Below are 24,359 nucleotides of genomic sequence, written 5' to 3' on the forward strand. Positions count from 1 at the left end.
TACATTACAATTCCGCACACAGCCGCAAAAAAGATTCCATAAGTCTTCTTCTCCTCGTAAAATAATAGACGAGTGGGGATGAAGGCTTCAGGGTCTTAGGCCCGAAGAATTTACTCCCCAGAAGGTAAACAAACAAACGCACATTTTGTGCAGAAGTACAGGAGTACACATGACAAGTCCTGTTATTGGAACACCGTGGAAGAAGCTTGATTCTCCGGTTTCCGACGAGACCCTCGCGGCCGTCGACAAATACTGGCGCACTGCCAATTACCTGGCCATCGGTCAGATCTATCTTCGTAGTAATCCTTTGATGAAGGAACCCTTCACCCGCAAGGATGTGAAATATCGTCTTGTCGGTCACTGGGGCACCACCCCTGGCCTGAATTTCCTGTTCGGCCACATCAACCGCCTCATCGCCGAGCACCAGCAGAACACGGTGTTCATCATGGGTCCAGGCCATGGCGGCCCCGCAGGCGTGGCGCAGTCCTACATCGACGGCACCTATACCGAGTACTATCCCAAGATCACCAAGGACGAGGCCGGACTGCAGAAGTTCTTCCGTCAGTTCTCCTATCCCGGCGGCATCCCCTCTCACTTCGCGCCTGAGACTCCTGGTTCCATGCACGAAGGCGGCGAGCTGGGTTATGCGCTTTCACACGCCTACGGCGCTGTAATGAACAATCCAAGCCTGTTTGTGCCCGCAGTCGTGGGTGACGGCGAGGCAGAGACCGGTCCATTGGCCACCAGCTGGCAGTCCAACAAGCTCGTCAACCCACGCACCGACGGCATCGTGCTGCCGATCCTGCACCTCAACGGCTACAAAATCGCCAATCCGTCGATCCTCTCCCGCATCCCCGACGAAGAGCTCCACGAGTTCTTCAAGGGCATGGGCTACGAACCTTATGAGTTCGTCGCCGGCTTCGACGACGAGGACCATATGTCCATTCACCGCCGCTTCGCCGACATGCTCGAAGAGATCTTCAACAAGATTTGCGACATCAAGGCCAAGGCCCAGACGAACGACATCGATCGTCCAACCTACCCGATGCTAATCTTCCGCACCCCGAAGGGCTGGACCTGCCCCAAGTACATCGATGGTCAGAAGACCGAAGGCTCTTGGCGTGCGCACCAGGTGCCGCTGGCCTCCGCCCGCGATACCGAGGCTCACTTCCAGGTGCTCAAGAAGTGGATGGAGTCCTATCATCCGGAGGAACTCTTCGACGAGAAGGGCGCCATCAAGCCGGAAGTCACCAGCTTCATGCCCAAGGGCGAGCTGCGCATCGGCCAGAACCCGAACGCCAACGGCGGCCGCATTCGCGAAGACCTGAAGCTGCCGAAGCTTGACGACTATCGCATTGCCGAAGTCGAGAAGTTCGGCCACGGCTGGGGCCAGACCGAGTCCACCCGTACGCTGGGCAACTACACCCGCGACATCATCAAGAACAACCCGGATTCGTTCCGTATCTTCGGACCGGACGAGACCGCATCCAACCGCCTGCAGGCTGCCTATGAAGTGACCAACAAGCAGTGGGACAACGGCTATCTCTCCGAGCAGACCGATGAGCATATGGCTCCTACCGGCCAGGTCGTAGAGCAGCTCTCCGAGCATCAGATGGAAGGCTTCCTCGAGGGCTACGTCCTCACCGGCCGCCACGGCATCTGGAGCACCTACGAGTCCTTCGCCCATGTGATTGACTCCATGCTCAACCAGCACGCCAAGTGGCTTGAGGCTACAGTCCGCGAGATTCCGTGGCGCAAGCCGATCAGCTCCATCAACATGCTGATCTCCTCGCATGTCTGGCGTCAGGACCACAACGGCTTCTCGCACCAGGATCCGGGCGTGAGCTCCGTCCTGCTGAACAAGGCGTTCAACAACGACCATGTCGTTGCCGAGTACTTCCCCGCCGACTCCAACATGCTGCTGGCCGTCGCCGAGAAGGCATTCAAGGACACCAACAAGATCAACGCCATCTTCGCCGGCAAGCAGCCCGGCCCGACCTGGCAGACCCTCGACGAGGCTCGTGAAGAGCTCGGCAAGGGCGCTGCTGAGTGGAAGTGGGCCTCCACCGCCAAGAACAACGACGAGGCTCAGGTCGTGCTGGCCTGCGTCGGCGATGTTCCGACCCTGGAGATCATGGCCGCTTCCGACAAGCTCAAGGAGTTCGGCATCAAGTTCAAGGTCGTCAACGTGGTTGACACCCTGAAGCTGCAGTCCCCCAAGGAGAACGACGAAGCGCTTTCCGACAAGGAGTTCACGGACCTCTTCACCGCTGACAAGCCAGTGCTGTTTGCCTATCACTCCTATGCCCACGACATTCACGCGCTCATCTTCGACCGTCCGAACCACGACAACTTCAACGTTCACGGTTATAAGGAGCAGGGTTCCACCACCACGCCGTTCGACATGGTCCGCGTCAATGACATGGATCGCTACGAACTCGTGTGCGAGGTGCTACGCATGGTCGATGCCAAGAAGTATGCCGGCGAGATCGACAAGCTGGAGCAGTTCCGTAAGGATGCCTTCCAGTTCGCGGTCGACGAGGGCTACGATCACCCGGATTACACTGACTTCGTGTACTCCGACGTGGACGAGTCCGGCAAGAAGGCCTCGGTCAACGCCGCCACGAACACCGGCAGCGACAACGAGTAGTTCAGCTTGTATCAATCGGTCTTAAGTAGATCTGAATTTTGATATAAAAACAGTGGGCATCGGATTGAATTCCGATGCCCACTGTTTTTATATTGATGGGTATTGCTGATAGTCAATCTGCTATTTTACCGAGAATAGTGTGGTATCCAGCACTCATCTTTTGTTCCGCACATAAACTCCGTCATGGCTCCTCTTAGAATAGAACCATTGCTAGGTAATACTGCCGAAGCATGATATGGACTTTCTCAAAGGAGTCACGTTGACAAACAAAGTTGTTTACATCGCCAGCCCAGAAGGCGGAAACGGCCGCAATGTAGTGGCATGGGGCATCACCAAAGCGTTGGCTGCACAAGGCAAAACCGCGGTGTTCCGCCCAGTCGTATGCAAGAAACATGATGCGTTCACCCCGGTATTGCTGGAAGCTGCCAATTGCGGCCAAACTGTTGAAAGCGTCAGAGCGGTGTGCCCTAGAGAAGCCAGAGAAGACAAGTCCGCCGCACGCGGTGATATTGTGGCCGCTTTCCAAGACGCTGTGGACAATCTCAATCCCGATTACACAGTCGCTGTGGGTACCGATGGTTCCAAGGTCTTCGATCCGGAAAATTTCGCACTCAATGCAAGCATTGCCGCAGACCTTGCCGCTCAAGTATTCCTCGCTGTATGCACCATTCCTCGCAACGGCAGGCAAGTCAAGGCAACAGTTGATGCATGCACCTGCAGTGTCGAAGCCGCTGGAAGCAAAGTGGCAGGCGTGTTCGTCACTGGTTGCACCGATGAGAAGGCCTCCGATGCCAAAGAGGCACTGAAGGACTCGCCAGTTCCGGTATGGACCATTCCGGCTTTGGACTTCCCCGATGAAAACAATACCAATGCAGTGGCTGATGCACAGGCTGCATTCAGCAACAACGCTGCGGACAAGGATGTTGTGGCTGCGCTGAATGTTCCCTTTGGGGCACCCACCACTCCGTACGCATTCCAGAACAGTCTGCTCGCCAAGGCCAAGGCCAACAAGAAGACCATCGTACTGCCCGAAGGCAGCGAAGACCGCATCATCAAGGCCGCCGACTACCTGCTTGAACGGAGCATCGTGAATCTGGTCATCGTCGGAGACAGAGACGCCATCCTCGCCCGCGGCAAGGAGCTGGGACTGAATTCTCTTTCGACGGCCAGCTTCCAGGCAATGGACGACGAGGCCGTGCTCGGCGAGATGATTCCGAAGCTGTGCGAACTGCGTGCGAAGAAGGGCATGACGCCTGAGCAGGCCCGCAAACAACTGACCGATCCCAGTTACTTCGGCACCATGCTTGTGGTGCTTGGCAAGGCCGACGGCCTGGTCTCCGGATCCATCAACTCCACCGCCAACACCGTGCGTCCCGCCCTGCAGGTCATCAAGACCAAGCCAGGCGCCTCGCTCGTTTCCGGTGCGTTCCTGATGTGCTTCAAGGACCATGTGGCGGTCTTCGCCGACTGCGCCATCAACCTCAACCCGAACGCTGAGCAGCTTGCAGACATCGCCATTCAGTCGGCGGACACCGCCCGCTCGTTCGGCATCGATCCCAAGGTGGGCATGCTCTGCTACTCCACACTCGGCAGCGGCAAAGGCCCGGACGTGGATCTCGTGGAGGAAGCTACCACCATCGTCAAAGAGAAGGCGCCGGACCTGCCAGTGGTCGGCTCTGTGCAGTTCGACGCGGCTTGGAGTCCGACCGTGGCGGCAACGAAGGCCAGAGGCAACGATGTGGCGGGTCATGTGAACGTATTCGTGTTCCCGAGCCTGGCTGCCGGCAACATCGCCTACAAGGCAGTGCAACGCACCTCGGGCGCCTTGGCCATCGGCCCAGTGCTGCAGGGGCTTAACAAGCCCGTCAACGATCTCTCGCGAGGCGCCTTGGTCGACGACATTATCAACACTGTCGCATTGACGGCAGTTGAGGCCCTTTAATAACCATTAGCAGGAAAGTGCTTTCCCAGCACAATAGCAGAGCTTCCTTTTGGTCTAGAAGAATATGGATTGCACCACGGAACCATTGTTGAGAGCGAGATATCGATGGTTCCGTGGCGCAATCCGGTCTTTGTGCCACGATTCTTTCACTGAGTTTGAATCAGCAATGGTTTTGTTGCGTACGCATACTCCACAAGACGGATTGCTGAAAGAATTATCCGCCGGCACGCCTTGTCTGAGAATGAAACCTATCCTACCGACGTTGTAACAGCTCCTGAGTAAACTGGAACGTTGGTAGCCGCATGTAATCCTGCGGATCGTTTAACCTTTATGGAGGAAGTACAACAATGGCGAAAACCGTACTTGTCATCAATTCCGGTTCCAGCTCGATCAAGTATCAGCTGGTTGACCTTGAATCCGGAGAAGCTCTCGCCTCGGGTCTGGTCGAGAAGATCGGCGAGCCCATCGATGGGCATTACAAGCATGAATACAACGGTGAGAAGCACGAGCTTGAAGAGCCGATCCATGACCACGAGCAAGGTCTGAAGCGCGTATTGGGCTTCTTCAAGGAGTACGGCCCGGATCTTAATGAGTCCGGCATCGTGGCGGTTGGCCATCGTGTGGTGCAGGGTGGTTCCGTGTTCCCCAAGCCTGCCTTGGTCAACAAGAAGACCATCAATCAGGTCAAGGACCTCGCCGTGCTTGCTCCGTTGCACAACGGCCCCGAGGCCGCTGGTGCGGAAGTCATGACACAACTGCTGCCCGATGTGCCGCAGATCTTCGTCTTCGACTCCTCCTTCTTCTTCCAGCTGCCCAAGGAAGCCAGCACCTATGCGTTGAACAAGGAAGTTGCGGATCAGTACAAGATTCGTCGTTATGGAGCTCATGGCACCAGCCACGAATACATTGGCGGCGTAGTACCTGGCGTCATCGGCAAGCCGGCTGAAGGTTTGAAGCAGATCGTGCTGCACATCGGCAACGGCGCTTCCGCCTCTGCCCAGATTTCCGGTAAGCCTGTAGACACTTCGATGGGCCTGACGCCGTTGGAAGGTCTAATGATGGGCAGCCGCACAGGCGACATTGACCCGGCTGTGGTGTTCCACCTCATCCGTAACGCCCATATGAGCGTGGACGAACTCGACACTCTCTTCAACAAGAAGTCCGGCATGTTTGGCATGACTGGCTTCGCCGACATGCGTGAAGTGGACCGTCTCATCAAGGAAGGCAACGAAGATGCCAAGCTTGCGATGGATGTTTACATCCACCGCATCGTGGGCTACATCGGCAACTACACCGCTCAAATGGGCGGCGTGGATGTCATCACCTTCACCGCAGGAGTGGGCGAAAACGATTCTGAAGTTCGTCGCCGCGTGTGCGAGAAGCTCGCGCCCTTCGGCGTGAAGCTCGACAAGGAGAAGAACGAGACTCGTTCCAAGAATCCGCGCATCATCTCCACCCCCGACAGTTCAGTTGTCATCGCCGTCATCCCGACGAATGAAGAGCTGGCAATCGCCCGCAAGTCCGCAGCCATCGCCAAGGAGGGCAAGGACTCCTACGGCAACGAGTTCACTAAGTGAACCGCTGATGCCATTGGGCATTGACTAAATGGCCGGTACAGGCTCTTCAGTCTGTATCGGCCATTTCATAATCTCATTGGAATTGATTTTCGTTCGGTAGGGAGATTCTCAGATTATTGTGACCGATTGATAATCAAGAATCTTGGAATTCCACCATTTATTATTCCTGATTGCGAAGCTATCTGATGGAATCTCCCTACCGAAGGAAAATCAAGCCAACATGGCTGTCCACATGCCGGGGAAATCGGGAATGGTCTTGCGCGTGGTGGCAATGTCCACCACTTGCGTGTCGAGAACCGCGAGGCCGATCATGGCGGCGAACGTGGCCATGCGGTGGTCGGCATAGGTCTCCATCACCGCGCCACGAAGCGCATTGCGAGGCACGGGCGCAATCTTGATACCGTCCTCAAGCTCGTTAGCCCCAGCTCCGATGCGCTTGATTTCCGTCACCATCGCCGCTAGCCGATTGGTCTCATGACCGCGCAAATGACCGATGCCGACCAAGGATGTCGGAGAGTCAGCCAATGCAGCCAGCGCCGCGATACTCGGGGCTATCTCCCCCGCTGCCGACATGTCAAAACGGCCTAACCCATGAATCGTGCCGTTGCCACGAACTTCCAATATGCCGTTTGCTTGCTCAGAAACAACTCTGGCGCTGTATGGTTCGCCATTCCATGTCACTGCACTGCCCAAGGATGAAAGAATATCGGGCAAAAGGCCTCCAGGCTGCGTCGTGCTTCGTGGCCAGCGTGGCACCCGAACACTTCCTCCAGCGATGAGCGCAGCCCCAAGGAAGGGGGCGGCATTGGAAAGATCAGGTTCCACCATCACGCCATCAGGCAACTGCAAGTTATGATGCCGAACAATCCATTCACCCCTCGCCGGCGATGAAACATCGCCACCCGCAAGCCGCACATCCGCAATCGTCATGTTGATATGCGGCATGCTTGGCAGACCTTTTCCTGTATGAACCAGATGCAGGCCACCAGGCAGCCGCGAACCAATGAGCAACAGACTGGAGATGAACTGCGACGAAGCCGAGGAGTCAATGGATACCTGCTGCAAGCCACGCCCGGCATCATTGTGCTCATGTGCGTATTCCGCGTTTCGACTGTGGTTTTTGGTGTCAGTCAGCCTCCTCGGCGGCGTCAATGTGAACGGCAGGAAGCCGACTTCCCCCTCATAATCAATACGCGCGCCCAGCTGTTCCAATCCGTCAAGCACGGATTTCATCGGCCTGTGATACGCCTGCTCATCGCCGTCAAAGCGCACCGGACCGTCAGCGAACAATGCAAGAGATGGTACAAACCGCATCACCGTGCCCGCCAGCCCGCAATTGATAGTCACATCGCCGCGGAATCGGCTATAGGCAGGCGGCGTCACCGTCACTTGTGTTTTATTTTGCGCATCCACATCGATGCCCACGCCAAGTTCGCTCAGAGCTTGCATCATCAATTCAGTGTCCCGCGAACGCAACAATCCTACAATCCGAATTGGCCAGCGCCCCAACGCGGCCAGAATCAGGTACCTATTGGAAAGTGACTTGCTTCCAGGTATCTCCACTGTGGAGTCAAGATGATGACGCGCCACCGGCGCCGGCCATAAATCAGGGCAAGAAATCACAGTCATGGGGCCGATTTTACCGGAACTCCCCTACAGTTCACTAATCGTCGGGACGGCGGGATTTGAACCCACGACATCCTGCACCCAAAGCAGGCGCGCTACCAAGCTGCGCTACGTCCCGAATACCTTGCTTTCCCACCGTCTAAACGGCGCAAAGCCAAGCACGAATAACTAGTATAACCACAAGAGGTTACAACGACTCGCTACAATGGTGAGAAAATAACGAAGGGATAGGCATGGGGCTGCATCAACGCACGGAGACAGGCGGACTGGTCTCGCTGCTCATCTGCGCATTGGTGGCATGGATCGCCATGACCGTATGCACTTCCCTGCTGCCCGCCGCTTGGCTCATCAGCCGCCGTCGATTCCTCATCACCTCCATCATCATCGCCTCCTGCGGCACTGTTTCCTTCGTCATCGGCTATTCGCGCCGTTCGAACTCACTTTCCACCAAGCATTCGTGGTACGTAATCTTGCGCCGTTTGGCCGAGATATTGGCATTGGCCACAGTCTATGCTTCCACGCTGTTTCTCGTCTCATTCGCCGTTCTAAGCGGCGTTTCGCTGCTCATGGGCGCGCTGTTCCTGGACTACCTTAACGCAGTGTGCGCCGCTTTCGCTGGTCTTGCCAGCTACGTGACCTACATTCAGGCGGAACTCATGGACGCAAAGACGCTGGCTTCCTTGCTCCCGGTGTTCGTGATTTCCGGTGTCAGCGTTGCCGGACTCACCACCGACGACCCTTACTGGTTTCAGAACAATTTCTCACAGCTGGGCGATCGCACCACGTTCGCCGCAAGCATGTTCAATTCCACGCTGGTGCTTGCCGGCATCTGCGTCATCATCGTCAGCTACTTCGCCATATCCGAGCTGGTGACCACCTACCGTCTGCGGCGCGATTGGAATGAGGACCAAGGCGAAAATCACGCCAGCAAAATTCGGCATTACAAACTACGCCTTATTCTTCTTTCCGCCATGCTCACCATTTCCGGGGTCGCATTTATCGGTGTGGGCCTGTTCCGCTACACTCCTCACCCCATATTGCACAATATATCCGCGCGAGGGCTCACCGTCGTCATTTCCGTGCTTCTGCTCACTCTTCCCTGGCTTGCCCCACAGCTTTCCAGAGCCGCATACGTGACATCCTATATTGCATTCTTCGTATGCTGCGTGGTGCTTGTGCAATGGGTGCTTGGCAAAAATACAATGACGAACGTTGAGGCTGTCGCCGGACTGCTGTTCCTCGGATGGTTCATTATTTTCTCCAGACAGATCGCCGCCATCGAAGCCGACAGAGTGCTGCTGCGAATCGCACACGAGACCGGTCAGGAATCCACAGAAGGACTCGAACCCACAGGCGAGCCCAGCCACAGCGCCTCTCGTCTTGCCGCTACGCGCTAGCCTTACTCATCATGACTAACTGAATTCGGCAGTAACAATTATTCCTCTGAGACATCTCCATTACAGGCGACAGCCGCATGCCTAGGTCTCCTTTGTATAACCCGTAGCTTCCCTACTGACTGGTCTGACCAATGGAGTTTATTTCCTACTCCTCCATCAGCCCAGGCAAGACCATCTGCCAAGGGTCAGTAAGACGATGAATCACGGCTGTTTTTGGACGATACCCTGTTCTGACCTGCACTGCTGCCGGCACATCCACGGCCGCATAGCGGAACCAAAGCGACTCGATGGCGGAATGCGGTGTGTTGATCAAGGCAGGTCGGATGGTTTCAGGCGACGCGCCCTCTGACGTACTTGCCAAATCGTCATCCCCCGTGGTTTCGACACCGGCTCGCTGCAATTGCGTCGATCGGAGCGCCGCCTCGTATCTGGCCTGTTCAAGCGCATCGGTGGCCGGGTGATGGCGCAAGTCACTGGTGACGTACACATCGGCGCCGCTGGCTCTGGCATCCTCAAAGTTCGAATCGCCCGACCCGGGAAGCACCGCAACGCTCTTCACGAGGCCGTCAAGATTTCCGGCCACTTGAATCCCGTACGGTGTGTTTGGCAACGCATTCGCCACCACCCGCGCAAAATTACGCAGCTTCACCGGCTCCGGCAGCCATCCCACGCGTCCCAATCCGACTTCATGGCCGTTACACTCACCTTGCGAAACCAACGGTTTCTGATCGAGCAATCCGAACGCATCGGCCGCTGCCTGGCCAACTCCACGGTATGCCACGTCGGCGTTGGTATGGCCCACCCAAAGCGCGCAATGAGCCCGATACAGCTTGCCCACTATGGCACCATGAACGCCCAAACCTGAAACCTCATGAACGGAGCGGAACAGCAAGGGATGATGGCAGATGAGCAAATCAGTTCCGGCTCGCAGAGCCTCGTCCACCACAGCCATGGTCGGATCGACGGCAAAGGCGATGGTGCGCACCCTATCCGTTGGGTCGCCGACAATAAGTCCTGGGTGATCCCATTCCTCTGCGAACTGCAATGGATATAGCTGCTCCAATGCACGTACCACATCCAGCAATCTGGGAGCGTCCTCAATCCCATCCGATTTTCCCGGTCTCTCTGATTGCTCAGTAACTGGCGTCGTCATCGTATTTTCTCCTTTCCACCATGGCAGCCATTGCCCTTCCTCAGGTAAGGCAGCCATGAACCATGGCGAGTCCACACTGATTCGCCTTGGTTCATCATGAACATCTCGGCTTCCCTTTGAACATCTGAGCGACTCAGTGCGCCGCAGCCTGCCAATCGGGACCGATGCCGATGGATACGTCCAACGGAACCGCAAGGTCGACGGCATGCTCCATGGCGTCGCGCACCAACGCGCTCACCTTGTCCTGCTCGCCGGGAGCCACTTCAAGCACGAGTTCGTCGTGGATCTGGAGGATAACCCGGCTCTTCACCCCGGCCTTACGAAGCGCCCGATCCGCGCGTATCATGGCAATCTTCATGATGTCCGCTGCGGAACCCTGAATCGGTGCGTTCAGCGCCGCACGTTCCGCCGCATCCCTAACTTGCCTACGCGTCGATTTGAGCCCCGGGAAGTAACGGCGCCGGCCGAACATCGTCTCGGTGTACCCCTTGATTCTCGCTTCGGATACCAGCGATTCCAAGTACGTATGCACTTTGCCGAATGTTGCGAAATATTTAGCTTTCAGCACGTCGGCCTCCGCCGGGCTGATTTTCAGTTGTTTGGCCAAGCCGTAGGTGCTCAACCCATAGGCCAGCCCGTAGCTCATCGCCTTGACGTGGCTGCGTTGGTCGGAACTGATCTGGTCCATCGGCAGATCGTAGACCAGGCTGGCCACGTACTTGTGGAAGTCGGCACCTGATTTGAAGGCCTCAATCAACGCCTCGTCACCTGAGAGGTCGGCCATGATGCGGAGCTCCACCTGCGAGTAATCACAGCTGAGCAGTGATTCGAAGCCTTCCCCGGGCACAAACCCCGAGCGAATCTCACGGCCTTGAGCATTGCGATTGGGAATGTTCTGCAGGTTGGGATCCACCGAACTCAAACGGCCCGTTGCCGCCACGGTCTGCTCAAACGTGGTGTGGATGCGAGTGTCATGCATGTTCACCGAATCGAGCAGCGTCTGCACTATCTGCTTGAGCTTGTTGGTCTCGCGATGCTGCAACAACGCACCAAGGAACGTACTTGCCTTGTCATCGTTGGCATACTTGACGTACAGGTCCTGCAAGGTTGCGGCATTCGTAGTGTATGAACCAGACTTCGTCTTACGCGAAGGCTTGAGATTCATCTCATCAAACAGCACTGCCCGCAGCTGCTTGGGGCTCTGCAGATTGAGTTCATGGCCTGCGGCTTCCCAAGCGATGCCTTGTGCCTGATCCGCCTGCGCCGAAAAATCATCCAGCATATGGTGCAGCCGCTCAAGGTCCACTTTTGCACCGGCGCTTTCGAGACGGTACAATGCCTGGGAAACCGGGAGTTCGATGCACTTGAGCAAACCGAATTGATGACGCGCATCGATGGTGGATTTCAATGTCTGGACCAAGGAACGCACCGCCATGGCTGCGGCGATCAGTCCGGATTCATCTTCCTCGCCACTGCCCGTACCGTCCAAATCGAGCTCACCCTGCTGCTGTTGCTCGCTGGATGCGTACCCACCCAAGAAATGCTCTGCCGCAGCCTCGAGATTGTCAGCATGGAAATCAGGCTCCACCAGATACCCGGCAAGTTTGGTATCAAAGAGCGGCATAGGCAAATCGATATCGACCGAACCCAGAAGATGCAGGCTTTCCTTATAGCCGTGCACCACCACCGCGTCGTGATATCTGTCAACAAGTTTCTGAAGCTGCTCGCGGCATGGGCCAACCACGTTGGCTGGTATCAGAGCCAGATCTTCACCTACAAGAAGCAGAAGATTGTCAAGCCGCTCGTCGCCCGGTTTTGCCTTGCCCTGAGGCACAAGAACCCAGGAATGGTCCAAAACCTGTGAGCAGGTGAGAGAGCGGTCAACGAATTGCGTTGCATCGCTGACGACCTCCTCCCGAACATCGGCATCCACTGGAGCCATGGCACCGGTATTTGACCGGGCGCCATCAGATCTGTCTTGTACTTTGGTAGGCGCCTTCTGAAACTGCGAACCATCATCAGACGTTGTTGCTTCGTCTACCTGTTCTGAACTTTCGTCTTCGCGCTGCGAACCGAAATCGGCAAAAGCCTTCTTTGCCCAACTTCTGAGCGAACCAGGGTCAGTGATATGCGTGACCTGAGGCATTTCAGGTTCCGACGCCGGTTGCCGCAAACTACCTGCGTTTGATGCGTCATCATCGTTGACAATGGTGGGTGCACTGCCGTCTGTCTGAATATCCTGGCCATCTGCAGCATGATTAGCACCGGATTTGCCAGAGTACCCGCTGAACACGTCAATGATACGTTTGCGCGAACCCTTCCCGAACTGGAGCTTGTTGAACACTTTCTCGGTTTCCTGCGTGTCGACGCCGCCAAGGGTCAGGTCCTCGACCTTGACACCAAGATCCAAATCACGCACCACGGCATTGACCTTACGGTTGAGCTTGACCTGGTCGATGTTGTCTCGCAGGGATTGCCCCTTCTTGCCGCCGATCTCGTCGGCATGGTCGAAAATACCTTGCAACGAACCATATTCGTTGATCCATTTGGCGGCGTATCCGTCCCCCACTCCGGGCACGCCGGGAATGTTGTCGGCGCCTTCACCCCTCATTGCTGCCAGATCAGGGTATTGCTGAGGGGTCACCTTATATTTTTTGACAATCACATCGGAGGTCATGTGGCCGAGATCCTTGAAATGATGGCCTGGGTACAGCATGGTGATGTTGTCGTCAATCAGCTGAAACGCATCTCGATCCCCCGAAAGCACCAGCGTTTTGCAACCCGCATCCTCGCCCATGCTCGCCAAGGTGCCGATGATGTCATCACCCTCGTAGCCTGGCTTTTCGATATAGATGACGCCTAATGCCTTGAGCAGATCCTGAATGAGAGGCAGTTGGGAGAGAAGGTCCTCGGGAGCCGCATCCCTTGTCCCCTTGTACTGGGGCAACATTTTGTTTCGGAACGTGCCGCCCGCCACGTCGAACGCCACCGCAATGTGGTCGGGTTTTTCAGTCTTGATCACTTCTGAGAGCATACTGAAAAAGCCCCACACGGCGTTGGTGGGCTGGCCGTTCGAATTAGTGAAGTTCTCTACCGGAAGTGCAAAGAAGGCGCGAAATGCAAGTGAATGACCATCCACGACCAAAAACGTTCCGTGGTTTTCATTGTTGCTTTCCGCGCCTACCATTGTTACCGCCTTACTTGTCTTATGTCAAAGATATCCATGCCTGATGTCAACATAATCAAGTGTACAGCGGTGTTACACCTTTTCAGTGCTCGCCTGCGGGCCGGGCCGGCTTGGGGTCGCCGTACTTCTCGATAATCGCCATGGCGAGACGCTTCTTTGGAATGCGTTGATCCATCGATGTCTTCTGAATCCAGCGGAAAGCCCCCTGCTCCGAGAAGTCCGCCTTATCCATGAGCAAGCCTTTTGCACGGTCAACAAGCTTTCGCTCTTCAAGCGATTCCTCTGCCTTCTCGAGCTTTTCCTGAGCCTCTTTGAGCTCATCCTGTGCCTTCTGCAATTTGTTCTCACCACGCTCAACGGTGTCAAGCAGATCGTTAATCTCAGCAAAACGACCCATAGCCACCTCCAAAGCAGGGATAAGCTTTGATTCCTCATACGGTTTGGTGACATATGCCATAGCACCTGCACCCGTGGCCTGCTTGACCAAATCCGTCTGGGAATACGCCGTAAGCATCACCACTGGAGCGATGTTTTCATCGCAAATCGTACCCGCAGCCGTGATGCCGTCCATCCGGGGCATCTTTACGTCCATGCACACCACATCCGGATGGAACTTTCTTGTCAGCTCAACCGCCTCTTCACCATTAGCCGCCTCACCAACAACTTCGTATCCGTTGTCTTCCAGCATGGCCACCAAATCCATACGATTTACCGACTCATCCTCGGCCACCACAACCGTGTGCTTACGCGGCTCTTTCGACTCTACATCCTCGGTGACATTCTCCTTGGACTGCTCCGAAGTTTCATCAGCAGCCTTCTTCAGCTCGTCTTCAGTAAGAACCTGATCCATATCTACCTGTTTCCGCATTTACTTATGTATTCGAACTCATTATAGAGCAAATTTGATAACACCTGTGAATTCAGCTATACTCAATTCACTTAGCGTGCCCTTGGTGGGACTCGAACCCACACTGCACAGATTTTGAGGCTGTTTCCTCTACCAATTGGGATACAAGGGCTTGACGCCACTGCGTAGCCTAGTACGCAACAACGCTTATATAATCTAGCATATTTCGGCGACTGTCAACAGCACGCGTGTCTTCACATCGATACTATGATCTTGACATATGAATTGGAGGGTTGTCTGAGGCAACCCTCCAATGATATTCATCGTCGATTCCACTCAGTCACAGGCACCGACGGTGTGCACGTAGATGGAGTCGGTGCGCCCAGGCGCATTCTCACCTTGTGCAGAGCTAAGCACCACGATCTTGTCTCCGTTGGAGACCTTACCTGCATCACGCAGCATCTTGTCCGTGAAGATCATGAGGTCCTTACGGCTCTTGTCGTGATAGTTCTCCTCGGTGAGGAACGCCTCGGTGCCCCAGCTCAGAGCCAGCCAATGGAAGGTGTGCTCGTTATTGGTGATGCCATAGATCGGTGCGGACGGGCGTTCACGGGAGACACGGTGTACGGTGCCACCGGTCTGGGTATAGACCACAATGGCCTTGGCATTGACCTTATCGGCCAAATCGACGGCCGCGGAGGAAACTGCGCCGGTGCTGGACATGTCAAGATGCTGCACAGCCGGAATGCGATCGTACCCATGCTCGGTGGCATAGCCGGAGATGCGAGCCATGGTGTTGACTGTGTCAAATGGATACTTGCCCACGGCCGTCTCGTTGGACGTCATCGTGGCATCGGCACCGTCAAGCACGGCGTTGGCGCAATCAGACGCCTCGGCACGTGTCGGAATCGGCGAGTTGACCATAGAGCCAAGCACCTCAGTGGCCACGATGACCGGCTTGGCGTACTGGCGCGAAAGCTCGATGCACTTCTTGGTGACCAAGGGCACCTCTTCGAACGGCATTTCAACGGCCATGTCGCCGCGGGCAACCATGATGCCATCGAATGCCTTGACGATGTCTTCAAGGTTTTCAACCGCCTGTGGCTTCTCAATCTTGGCGACGATGGGAAGACGACGACCTTCCTCATCCATGATCTCATGGGCACGGTCGATGTCGGAGGCGAACCGCACAAACGACATGGCGATCAAATCCGCACCCGTCTGGATGGCCCAGCGCAGGTCGGCCTCGTCCTTTTCCGTCAAGGCCGGCAGACTTACCGCAACGCCAGGAAGATTGATGCCCTTATGGCTGGAAACCGGCCCGGCCACCACCACCTTGGTGTAGACCTTGTTACCCTCCACCTTGGTGACTTCCAAACGCACCTTGCCGTCATCGATCAGAATCGGATCACCCTTGTGGCAATCACCGGGAAGGCCCTTGAAGGTGGTGGAGGTCATGTGCTCATCACCCTCGACATCTTCAGTGGTGATGATGAACTCCTGGCCCGCCTTGAGCTGGACCTTGTCCTCGCCATCGGCGTTCTTCTTGATCCATCCGCAACGAATCTTCGGGCCCTGCAGGTCGACCATGACGGCGACGTTGCGACCGGTGGTCTTCGAGGCGGTGCGTACGTTGTTATATACCTTGAGGTGATCCTCGGTGGTGCCGTGAGAACGGTTGAGACGGGCCACGTCCATCCCGTTCTCCACAAGTTTGGTGAGATTCTCCAACGATTCGGTCGCTGGCCCAATGGTGTCTACAATCTTCGCTTTTCGCATGAATTCCTGCCTGTTCTTTAGGTGTACTATATTCAGGCCAGAGATGTAACTCCAGCCAACTCATCCAAGTCTACTAGCTTTCCCTTACTTTGCATCTGTGAAACACGAAAATATGTTAGCGCTCTCATGAGCAATCATTGCGCAGATTCGCCGATTGTCTATTTCCGCTTCTTAGTCAGTTCCATTTTGATTACGCTGGCCGCAGCCGCCGTACCGATGGCGACAATGATGACCACAAGCGAAACCAAGGTAGGAATCTCAGGCACCCAGAGCAGTGGCTTGCCGTGATTGATAAATGGCAGCGAGTTGCCGTGAAGCGCCTCCATGACGAGCTTGACGCCGATGAACCCGAGTACCACGGCCAGCCCATACGGCAGGTACTCCAGTTTGTCGAGCAGGGCACCAAGCAGGAAGTACAGCTGTTGCAAGCCAAGCAGGGCAAACACGTTCGACGTGAAGACGATGAACGGGTCTTGAGTCAAACCGAAAATGGCGGGAATCGAATCAAAGGCAAACATGACGTCTGTGGTGCCGATGGTAAAAAACACGATCAATAGCGGGGTCCACACCTTCCCGCCATCCTTCACGACACGCAATTTGGTTCCATCGTAATCATCAGTGATCTTCACAACCTTGCGCAGCATGCGAATCAACGCATTCTCGTGATATTCCTCATCGTCGTCTCCGAGAACGAGTTTTACGGCCGTGTACAGCAAAAACACACCGAAGATGAAGAAAACCCAAGTAAAACGCTGAACGACGGCCGCACCGACAAGAATGAATGCTCCGCGCAGAACCAACGCCACAGCGATGCCGACACTGAGGACATAGCGTTGCAGACGCCTTGGAACGGCAAAATTCGTCATGATGATGACGAAAACGAACAAATTATCGATGCTGAGCGAATACTCTGTGAGCCACCCCGAATAGAATTGGATGGCGGGCTGACTACCGGACAGCCGCCAAAGAAGAGCACCGAAGACAAGAGCAGCAACCACGAAGAAGACGATATGCTTCAAACATTCCTTCATGGAGGGAATATGCGGCTTGAGTCCGATGACGAAAATATCAACGATGAAAAATACGAGCAAGACCGCGAAGGTTACAACCTTGAACAACAGTGGGATTTGCGACATATCATGTAATCGTACGGACCAGTGCTGACGCAGAACCGTCAGACGTTCAGCACCAGCATTCTGACCTCAACGACTGATACTGTTCGTTTGACCGCCTTCGGATCGGCGCCTATCGGTTCCGGCGCCACCCAGCGTGGAAGCTGTGCACAACGCGCCGCCGATGTGGCAACGTTTGGAATAAGGCTTATTTCTGAGCTTCGGTGATCTGCCTTAATTCCTTCTTCAAGTCACGAATCTCATCGCGCAGGCGCGCTGCCAGTTCGAACTGAAGCTGTTCAGCGGCGGTATGCATCTGCTCGCTCATCTGACGGATCAAATCAGCAAGGTCCTGGGCGGGCAGGCCGGCCTTGACGATGTCATCATGCCGCTTTTCCAAATCTGCATCGATCTGAAGGTTGGCCCGTCGCTTGTCACTGCCGGCCCGCTTCTCATCCCTATACCCACCGGCGAGAAGGGTCTGCGTATCCACGTCCTCTTTGGCGAGCATGTCGTTGACATCGCTGATCTTCTTGATGAGCGGCTTGGGGTCGACCCCATGCTCCTTGTTGTAGGCGATCTGTTTGGCACGGCGGCGTTCCGTTTCATCGATGGCCTTGTGCATGGCATCGGTGACTTCATCGGCATACATGAGCACCGTGCCCTGCACATTTCTTGCGGCACGGCCAATGGTTTGGATAAGCGAACGATAAGAACGCAGGAAGCCTTCCTTGTCTGCGTCCAAAATGGCCACCAGCGAGACCTCCGGCAAATCCAAGCCTTCACGAAGCAAGTTGATGCCGACGATGACGTCGATCTTGCCCTCTCGCAGCTCGCGCAGCAGTTCCACACGACGTAGTGTATCGACATCGGAATGCAGATATTCCACCTTGATGTCTCGTTCCAGCAGATAATCCGTCAAATCCTCGGCCATCTTCTTGGTGAGTGTGGTAACCAGCACCCGTTCGTTCTTGGCCACACGATCCTTGATCTCCGCCAAAAGGTCATCAATCTGTCCTTTGACTGGCCGCACTTCGACTTTTGGATCCAAGAGACCCGTGGGACGAATCACCTGATCGACAACCCCGTCGGAAAGTCCGAGTTCATAGTCACCGGGGGTTGCGGAAAGGTAGACTGTCTGGCCGACACGTTCCTCGAATTCGGGCCATTTGAGCGGTCTATTGTCCATAGCCGAGGGCAGACGGAAGCCATGCTCCACCAGCGTTCTCTTACGACTGGCATCTCCCTCATACATGGCGCCGATCTGGGGGACTGTGACATGGGACTCGTCGATGACGAGCAGAAAATCATCCGGGAAGAAGTCAAGCAAGGTGTGCGGCGGGGTTCCAGGGTCACGTCCGTCAAAGTGGCGTGAATAGTTCTCGATGCCCGAGCATGAACCCACCTGCTCAATCATCTCCAAGTCATAATCAGTGCGCATCTGGAGTCTCTGTGCCTCAAGCTCCTTGCCCTGTTTGCGCAGCTCGGCCACACGGGCAATCTCCTCCTCCTTGATGGATTTGATGGCACGCTCGGTGCGCTCCGGACCGGCGATGTAATGCGATGCAGGGAAGATGTGGACACTGGGCTCATGGGCGATCACGTCGCCGGTGAGCGGATGCAATGTGGAGATATGATCGATCTCATCGCCGAAGAACTCGATGCGAATGGCCAGCTCCTCGTAGACGGGTATGATCTCGACGGTGTCGCCACGCACTCTGAACGTGCCCCGGGTGAAGGCTATGTCATTGCGTTTGTATTGCATGGAAACGAACTTGCGCAACAGGTCGTCACGGTTGATTTCATCACCCTCATGGAGCATCAACATACGTCCGGCGTATTCCTCCGGGGTACCCAAGCCGTAGATACACGAGACCGTGGCCACCACCACGCAATCGGTGCGGGTGAGCAGGTTCGCCGTGGCGGCATGCCGAAGCCTCTCCACATCGTCATTGATATTCGAGTCCTTCTCAATATACGTATCGGTCTGTGGAATGTAGGCCTCCGGCTGGTAGTAGTCGTAGTACGAAACGAAGTAGGAAACCGCATTGTCTGGCATAAGCTCCCGGAATTCGGCGCACAACTGGGCTGCAAGAGTCTTGTTGGGCTCCAAAATGAGTGTGGGGCGCTGCAGCTTCTCGATAAGCCACGCGGTCGTAGCAGTCTTGCCCGTGCCAGTGGCACCCATGAGCACCACATCATTCTCACCGTTATTGATGCGCCGGGTCAGCTCTTCGATGGCCTGGGGCTGGTCTCCGGCGGGTTTGTACGGCGACTTCACTTCAAACGGCTTATATGCTCGCTCGATGTTGAATCCCATATTCCTCCGGTCCTCCTGAGCCCTCAGGCCCAATCACTATGTTACATATGTAAAGTGCAAAGCAAGGCGTAGTCTCGCACCGAACACAACAACCCGAGTCCCATTAGCACTTGGGCCAGGTACCAATGCCAAGCCATCGTAACTCGGCAACCCTCACGCAGCTCTCCATTGCGCAACAAGCGTATCAACATAGTCGAACATTTGTTCGATAGGCGTTGCGGCATCAACCACAGCGTCGGCAATCGCTTCGCGCTGAGCACTGGAGGACTGACTGCGTATCCGATCCACCGCCTGATCACGACTCATTGACCTTGTAGTCATCATTCGTCCGATCCGCACCTCTTCCGGTGCCTCCACGGTGAGAATATGGTCGAATGTAAACGGCATTTCTTCTATGACCTCCGCCAGCAACGGCACGTCGTGCACCACCATCATGTGGCCTCCATTAGCCATCTGCCTCTTAGAGCGTTCACACCTCTGTGCCAACCGGTAAATCTCCGGGTGCTCGATGGCATCCAGGCGTCTGCGTGCATCCGGCTTCGCTCGCCTGCCGAATACCAAATGCGCCAATTGCGCACGGTCCAGAAAGCCGTCGGCATCAAGCACGTCCCGCCCAAACTCCCTGACGATCTTCTGCAATGCGGAGCTGCCCGGTTTCACCACCTCTCGTGCCAGTAAGTCGTAGTCAATGACATACGCGCCCTCGCCACGAAGATGAGCTGCAACCGTACTCTTTCCTGCGGCAATGCCGCCAGTAAGACCTATACGCATGTTGTCTCCTCAAATGGAAACGAAAGGCCGGCGCACTAAGCACCGGCCTTTATCTCAAACGCTGAAGACAGCGCTGAATCACTTCTTCTCGTTCATGAGCTTCTCACGAAGCGCGGCGAGCTGATCGGAATCAGCAAGCGTCCCCTCGTTGTCGGAAGTGGACGAGTAGTTCGAAGCTGCCTCGGAAGCACCGGACGCGGCCTGGCCCTGTCCGTCCTCGGCTGCCGATTCCTCGGCCTCTGCGTTCTGCTTGGCGACGAAAGCCTTGTGCTCTTCCCAAAGCTGGTTGGCAGCGGCATATTGGCTTTCCCACTCTTCGCGCTGCTTCTCGTAGCCGGCCATCCACTCGTTGGTCTGCGGATCGAAGCCTTCGGGATACTTGTAGTTGCCCTCGTCGTCGTAATCGGCAGGCATGCCGTACAACGCCGGGTCGAAGTCTTCCGAAAGCGAATCGTTGGCCTGCTTCAAGGACAGCGAGATGCGGCGACGGTCGAGATCGACATCAATGACCTTGACGAAGATCTCCTCGCCTTGCTTGACGACGGTCTCAGGGTTGTCGACATGTCGGTCTGCAAGCTCTGAGATGTGCACCAATCCTTCGATGCCGTCTTCCACGGAAATGAACACACCGAACTGCACGATCTTGGTGACCTTGCCCTTGACGATCTGTCCGGGAACGTGGGTACGTGCGAACTTCTGCCAAGGATCTTCCTGTGTCGCCTTCAGCGACAGGGAGATACGCTCACGGTCGAGATCGACATCGAGCACCTCAACGGTGACCTTGTCACCAACCTTGACAACCTCGGACGGGTGATCGATGTGCTTCCAAGAGAGCTCGGAAACGTGAATGAGTCCGTCCACGCCGCCCAGATCGACGAATGCACCGAAGTTGACGATGGAGGAAACCACGCCTTCGCGAATCTGGCCCTTCTTGAGCTGGGCCAGGAAGGTCTCGCGCACTTCGGACTGGGTCTCCTCAAGGTACTGGCGACGAGAGAGCACAACGTTGTTGCGGTTCTTGTCGAGCTCCAAGATCTTGGCCTGAATCTTCTGGCCGATGTACGGAGTCAGGTCGCGGACGCGGCGCATCTCCACCAGCGAGGCAGGCAGGAAGCCACGCAGGCCGATATCGACGATGAGGCCACCCTTGACGGCTTCGATGACGGTGCCTTCGACCACGCCATCCTCATTCTTGATCTTCTCGATGTCATCCCAAGCGCGCTCATACTGTGCACGCTTCTTCGACAGGATAAGACGCCCTTCCTTGTCTTCCTTGGTGACCACAAGGGCCTCGATCTCGTCGCCCAGCTGGACGACCTCGTCGGGATTGACGTCTTTCTTGATGGAAAGTTCCTTTGCGGGGATGACGCCTTCGGTCTTGTAACCGATGTCAAGCAGCACTTCGTCGTGATCTACCTTGACGACTGTGCCTTGAACCAAATCACCATCATCGAAGTTCTTGATGGTGGAGTCGACTGCCTTGATGAAGTCCTCTTCAGTGCCGATGTCATTAATCGCAACCTTGGCGACTTCGTTATTGTTTTCTGCCATTAAACGTGGTTTCTTTTGTTTGTGGATGAATATTTACTCTGTATTAAGTTATTATGTGCGTGGCTCACACCACAGCAATACTAAAGTTTAATGTAAAGCATACCCAAGGCAATGTTGGCATTTTTCGGATGTCGCAACATTATTGGGAAATGGAACGTTCAGCCATCTCCACAACATTGGTGAGCAACATAGCCCTTGTCATCGGACCCACTCCTCCCGGATTGGGTGTATATGCTCCGGAAATGGGATAACAGCCCCTGTCGATGTCGCCCATGATGTGGTATTTGCCGTCTTGCTTGTTCAACAGCCTTGAAATGCCCACATCTACCAATATCGCGCCAGGCTTGATGTCATCGGGCTGCACAAAACCAGCTACGCCAGTGGCCGAAACAATCACATCGGCTTCTCGCATAGCCTTATGGACATCCTGAGTGCCGGTATGGCAGAGCGTTACCGTGGCATTGACTTCTTTGGCAGTAAGCATCAAACCTATGGTGCGTCCTACAGTGATTCCACGGCCCAACACGCATACATTCCTGCCGTTCAGATCCACCCCATATCCTTGCAGCAGGGTGATGATGCCACGCGGCGTGCAAGGCAGAGGAAAAGCTGCACGCTTTGTCCCGGTGGCAGCATCCTCCACATTGGATCCGGTTACGTGAAGCACCAACTCGCCTAGATTATAGGGGTGCATGCCGTCTGCATCCTTGGCCGGGTCGATATGCTCGATGATCGCGTTGGCATCAATGCCCTTCGGCAACGGCAGTTGGACAATATACCCAGTGCAGGCGGGATCGTCATTGAGCCGTTGCACGGCGGCGAGAATGGAATCTGCATCGGTGTCTTTCGGTAAGTTCAAGGCGATGGAACGAATACCTACCTCGGCACAGTCACGGTGCTTGCCAGCTACGTATTTGGCTGATGCAACATCGTCTCCAACAAGCAAGGTGCCAAGACCTGGTTCAATACCGTGTTCCCTAAGTCTAACCACCCTCAACCGCAAATCTTCCTTGATCGCACTGGCGACAGCCTTCCCGTCGAGCACTATAGGCATCACATTCCTCCTGATCGAGCAGTTCATTGCATAACTCATTCGCCTAAGCTAGCAGCATCGGAAGCGGAACGTCAACAAACTATCAATTATGAGCCAATCACTCATACCAACCCCAAATGCGGCATTGTGCGCTATTCTAGAGCAAGGGCTACCATTGAATGTGTTCTGGCCCAATCCTGCGGCTGCTGGGACACTTACGGCGGCCGGACACACCACTGCACCGATGGTCATGCCGACGGTGAAACTTTATGCAGAAAGATGGCTGATATGAACAACGCTACATCCAAAGCAACAAGCACAGGATTAAAAACCGCTGCGGCAATCGCCGCCGCATGCCTGACCCTTGCGATGGGTGCCTGCTCAGTGCGCAGCAACGACAACGAACCTCAACCGCAAAGTCAACAGAACGCTTCCGGACCCATCGAAGTGGTCGCCTCCATCAACCAGTGGGGCTCGCTGGCCCAACAGATTGGCGGCGATGACGTCCACGTCACCTCCATCGTCAACACCACCTCGGTGGACGCACATGATTTTGAACCCAAAACAGCCGATATAGCAACAATCCAGAAGGCGCAGGTGGTGGTGACCAATGGCGCAGGATATGATCTCTGGGCCAAAAAAAGCATCGTCAAGGATTCAATGAGTATCTCCGCAGCCGATGCGGTCGGTGCAAGCACCGGCGACAATCCGCATCTATGGTTTTCGAAAGACGCCCGCAACGCCATGGCTTCGGAACTTCGGGAGACTTTTTCGAAGAAGTTGCCGAACCGCTCCAAAGCGTTCACTTCACGCTATAACACGTGGAAAAAACAGGAGAACGCCGTCGAAACGACCATGAAGGACTTCTCAAAGAAGCATGGCGACATCCCATACGCCGCCACTGAATCCGTGGCATATTACCTGTTGGATGACATGGGCATGAAGGACAAGACGCCGAAAGGCTACGCCCAGTCCGCCGCGGCAGAGGGTGAACCAGCTCCAGCGGATTTGCAGACGTTCAAAGAACTCATTTCCTCACGAAACATCAACATGCTCATCAACAACACGCAAGAGGCCTCCGATACCACTAACATTCTCACTGGGACTGCTGGACGAACAGAGGTGCCGGTGGTGGACGTCAGCGAACAAATGCCTGAGAATATGAACAGTCTCACCGACTGGATGAAGCATATCATCAGCGAAGTCGAAAAGGCGATGGATAGTTTCAAGGCATCCGAGGCCACGCACCAAAAGACCAGCTCAGAATCTACGACAAATGGCGGGTCCAGCGGCGGGACGGCGAATAATTCAAACAATGACGGGGGCACCTCGACAAACACAGGTGACTCCAACACCAGTACCGGCACTCCTTCGAACGAAGGACAACAAGACCCCGGCAAGTAAGGCAAAACGA

15 protein-coding genes and 2 tRNA genes are annotated in these 24,359 nt (G+C 55.4%); 5 read left to right on the forward strand and 12 right to left on the reverse strand.

Going from position 1 to position 24,359, the window contains the following annotated elements; translation table 11 throughout:
• The first annotated feature begins 169 nt into the window (after positions 1–169).
• The 3 genes from ACSYSS_RS04500 (at position 170) to ACSYSS_RS04510 (ending at position 6,169) form a co-directional block, all read left to right on the forward strand.
• Positions 170–2,650 carry a phosphoketolase gene (locus ACSYSS_RS04500; RefSeq protein WP_491702888.1) on the forward strand — a complete coding sequence of 827 codons (2,481 nt, stop codon included), beginning with the start codon at positions 170–172 and terminating at the stop codon, positions 2,648–2,650.
• 235 nt (positions 2,651–2,885) lie between these two features.
• On the forward strand, positions 2,886–4,592 hold the full coding sequence (pta, locus tag ACSYSS_RS04505; protein WP_491702889.1) for a phosphate acetyltransferase: 1,707 nt from the start codon (positions 2,886–2,888) through the stop codon (positions 4,590–4,592).
• A gap of 347 nt (positions 4,593–4,939) precedes the next feature.
• Positions 4,940–6,169: an acetate/propionate family kinase gene (locus ACSYSS_RS04510; RefSeq protein ID WP_491702890.1), complete on the forward strand. Its 1,230-nt coding sequence runs from the start codon at positions 4,940–4,942 to the stop codon at positions 6,167–6,169.
• 210 nt (positions 6,170–6,379) lie between these two features.
• Here the strand turns inward: ACSYSS_RS04510 and ACSYSS_RS04515 are convergent, their stop codons facing one another.
• Together ACSYSS_RS04515 and ACSYSS_RS04520 are read right to left on the reverse strand one after the other, a co-directional pair.
• Positions 6,380–7,798 carry a 3-phosphoshikimate 1-carboxyvinyltransferase gene (locus ACSYSS_RS04515; RefSeq protein WP_491702891.1) on the reverse strand — a complete coding sequence of 473 codons (1,419 nt, stop codon included), beginning with the start codon at positions 7,796–7,798 and terminating at the stop codon, positions 6,380–6,382.
• 41 nt (positions 7,799–7,839) lie between these two features.
• Positions 7,840–7,913, reverse strand: a tRNA-Pro gene (locus ACSYSS_RS04520).
• 115 nt (positions 7,914–8,028) lie between these two features.
• On the opposite strand from ACSYSS_RS04520, the gene ACSYSS_RS04525 reads away from it, so the two are divergent.
• Positions 8,029–9,192: an ABC transporter permease gene (locus ACSYSS_RS04525; protein WP_491702892.1), complete on the forward strand. Its 1,164-nt coding sequence runs from the start codon at positions 8,029–8,031 to the stop codon at positions 9,190–9,192.
• Between the two features lie 145 nt (positions 9,193–9,337).
• On the opposite strand, the gene ACSYSS_RS04530 is transcribed toward ACSYSS_RS04525, so the two are convergent.
• The 10 genes from ACSYSS_RS04530 to ACSYSS_RS04575 all read right to left on the reverse strand — a co-directional run bounded on the left by ACSYSS_RS04530 (position 9,338) and on the right by ACSYSS_RS04575 (position 22,966).
• Positions 9,338–10,345 carry a Nif3-like dinuclear metal center hexameric protein gene (locus ACSYSS_RS04530; RefSeq protein ID WP_491702893.1) on the reverse strand — a complete coding sequence of 336 codons (1,008 nt, stop codon included), beginning with the start codon at positions 10,343–10,345 and terminating at the stop codon, positions 9,338–9,340.
• 133 nt (positions 10,346–10,478) lie between these two features.
• Positions 10,479–13,532: a DNA polymerase I gene (gene polA / locus ACSYSS_RS04535; RefSeq protein WP_491702894.1), complete on the reverse strand. Its 3,054-nt coding sequence runs from the start codon at positions 13,530–13,532 to the stop codon at positions 10,479–10,481.
• 82 nt (positions 13,533–13,614) lie between these two features.
• Positions 13,615–14,400: an ANTAR domain-containing response regulator gene (locus ACSYSS_RS04540; RefSeq protein ID WP_491702895.1), complete on the reverse strand. Its 786-nt coding sequence runs from the start codon at positions 14,398–14,400 to the stop codon at positions 13,615–13,617.
• Between the two features lie 77 nt (positions 14,401–14,477).
• Positions 14,478–14,551 (reverse strand) — tRNA-Leu (locus ACSYSS_RS04545).
• A gap of 164 nt (positions 14,552–14,715) precedes the next feature.
• The gene (gene pyk / locus ACSYSS_RS04550; RefSeq protein ID WP_491702896.1) at positions 14,716–16,158 is read right to left on the reverse strand and encodes a pyruvate kinase; all 1,443 of its coding nucleotides are present in this window, start codon (positions 16,156–16,158) and stop codon (positions 14,716–14,718) included.
• Between the two features lie 158 nt (positions 16,159–16,316).
• Entirely contained in the window at positions 16,317–17,294 is a 978-nt protein-coding gene (locus ACSYSS_RS04555; RefSeq protein WP_491702897.1) for a TerC family protein, read from the reverse strand.
• Between the two features lie 184 nt (positions 17,295–17,478).
• On the reverse strand, positions 17,479–19,590 hold the full coding sequence (uvrB, locus tag ACSYSS_RS04560; protein ID WP_491702898.1) for an excinuclease ABC subunit UvrB: 2,112 nt from the start codon (positions 19,588–19,590) through the stop codon (positions 17,479–17,481).
• 153 nt (positions 19,591–19,743) lie between these two features.
• Complete coding sequence (coaE, locus tag ACSYSS_RS04565; protein ID WP_491702899.1) at positions 19,744–20,361, reverse strand: dephospho-CoA kinase; 618 nt, start codon at positions 20,359–20,361, stop codon at positions 19,744–19,746.
• 78 nt (positions 20,362–20,439) lie between these two features.
• Positions 20,440–21,912 carry a 30S ribosomal protein S1 gene (rpsA, locus tag ACSYSS_RS04570; RefSeq protein WP_491702900.1) on the reverse strand — a complete coding sequence of 491 codons (1,473 nt, stop codon included), beginning with the start codon at positions 21,910–21,912 and terminating at the stop codon, positions 20,440–20,442.
• Between the two features lie 139 nt (positions 21,913–22,051).
• Complete coding sequence (locus ACSYSS_RS04575) at positions 22,052–22,966, reverse strand: bifunctional methylenetetrahydrofolate dehydrogenase/methenyltetrahydrofolate cyclohydrolase (protein WP_491704224.1); 915 nt, start codon at positions 22,964–22,966, stop codon at positions 22,052–22,054.
• Between the two features lie 267 nt (positions 22,967–23,233).
• Here ACSYSS_RS04575 and ACSYSS_RS04580 point away from each other — a divergent pair, with 267 nt between their 5' ends.
• Positions 23,234–24,349, forward strand: coding sequence for a metal ABC transporter solute-binding protein, Zn/Mn family (locus tag ACSYSS_RS04580; protein ID WP_491702901.1), 1,116 nt, complete (start codon positions 23,234–23,236; stop codon positions 24,347–24,349).
• Positions 24,350–24,359 lie beyond the last annotated feature (10 nt).

The organism is Bifidobacterium sp. ESL1118 (genome assembly GCF_058505595.1).

Excerpts from the sequence above, each read along its gene's own strand:
- ACSYSS_RS04510 (WP_491702890.1), top strand. The coding sequence starts at position 4,940 with ATGGCGAAAACCGTACTTGTCATCAATTCCGGTTCCAGCTCGATCAAG.
- coaE (WP_491702899.1), bottom strand. The coding sequence starts at position 20,361 with ATGCGTATAGGTCTTACTGGCGGCATTGCCGCAGGAAAGAGTACGGTT.
- pta (WP_491702889.1), top strand. The coding sequence starts at position 2,886 with ATGGACTTTCTCAAAGGAGTCACGTTGACAAACAAAGTTGTTTACATC.
- rpsA (WP_491702900.1), bottom strand. The coding sequence starts at position 21,912 with ATGGCAGAAAACAATAACGAAGTCGCCAAGGTTGCGATTAATGACATC.
- pyk (WP_491702896.1), bottom strand. The coding sequence starts at position 16,158 with ATGCGAAAAGCGAAGATTGTAGACACCATTGGGCCAGCGACCGAATCG.
- ACSYSS_RS04540 (WP_491702895.1), bottom strand. The coding sequence starts at position 14,400 with ATGCGGAAACAGGTAGATATGGATCAGGTTCTTACTGAAGACGAGCTG.
- polA (WP_491702894.1), bottom strand. The coding sequence starts at position 13,532 with ATGGTAGGCGCGGAAAGCAACAATGAAAACCACGGAACGTTTTTGGTC.
- ACSYSS_RS04575 (WP_491704224.1), bottom strand. The coding sequence starts at position 22,966 with ATGCCTATAGTGCTCGACGGGAAGGCTGTCGCCAGTGCGATCAAGGAA.
- ACSYSS_RS04530 (WP_491702893.1), bottom strand. The coding sequence starts at position 10,345 with ATGACGACGCCAGTTACTGAGCAATCAGAGAGACCGGGAAAATCGGAT.
- ACSYSS_RS04515 (WP_491702891.1), bottom strand. The coding sequence starts at position 7,798 with ATGACTGTGATTTCTTGCCCTGATTTATGGCCGGCGCCGGTGGCGCGT.
- ACSYSS_RS04580 (WP_491702901.1), top strand. The coding sequence starts at position 23,234 with ATGAACAACGCTACATCCAAAGCAACAAGCACAGGATTAAAAACCGCT.
- uvrB (WP_491702898.1), bottom strand. The coding sequence starts at position 19,590 with ATGGGATTCAACATCGAGCGAGCATATAAGCCGTTTGAAGTGAAGTCG.
- ACSYSS_RS04555 (WP_491702897.1), bottom strand. The coding sequence starts at position 17,294 with ATGTCGCAAATCCCACTGTTGTTCAAGGTTGTAACCTTCGCGGTCTTG.
- ACSYSS_RS04525 (WP_491702892.1), top strand. The coding sequence starts at position 8,029 with ATGGGGCTGCATCAACGCACGGAGACAGGCGGACTGGTCTCGCTGCTC.
- ACSYSS_RS04500 (WP_491702888.1), top strand. The coding sequence starts at position 170 with ATGACAAGTCCTGTTATTGGAACACCGTGGAAGAAGCTTGATTCTCCG.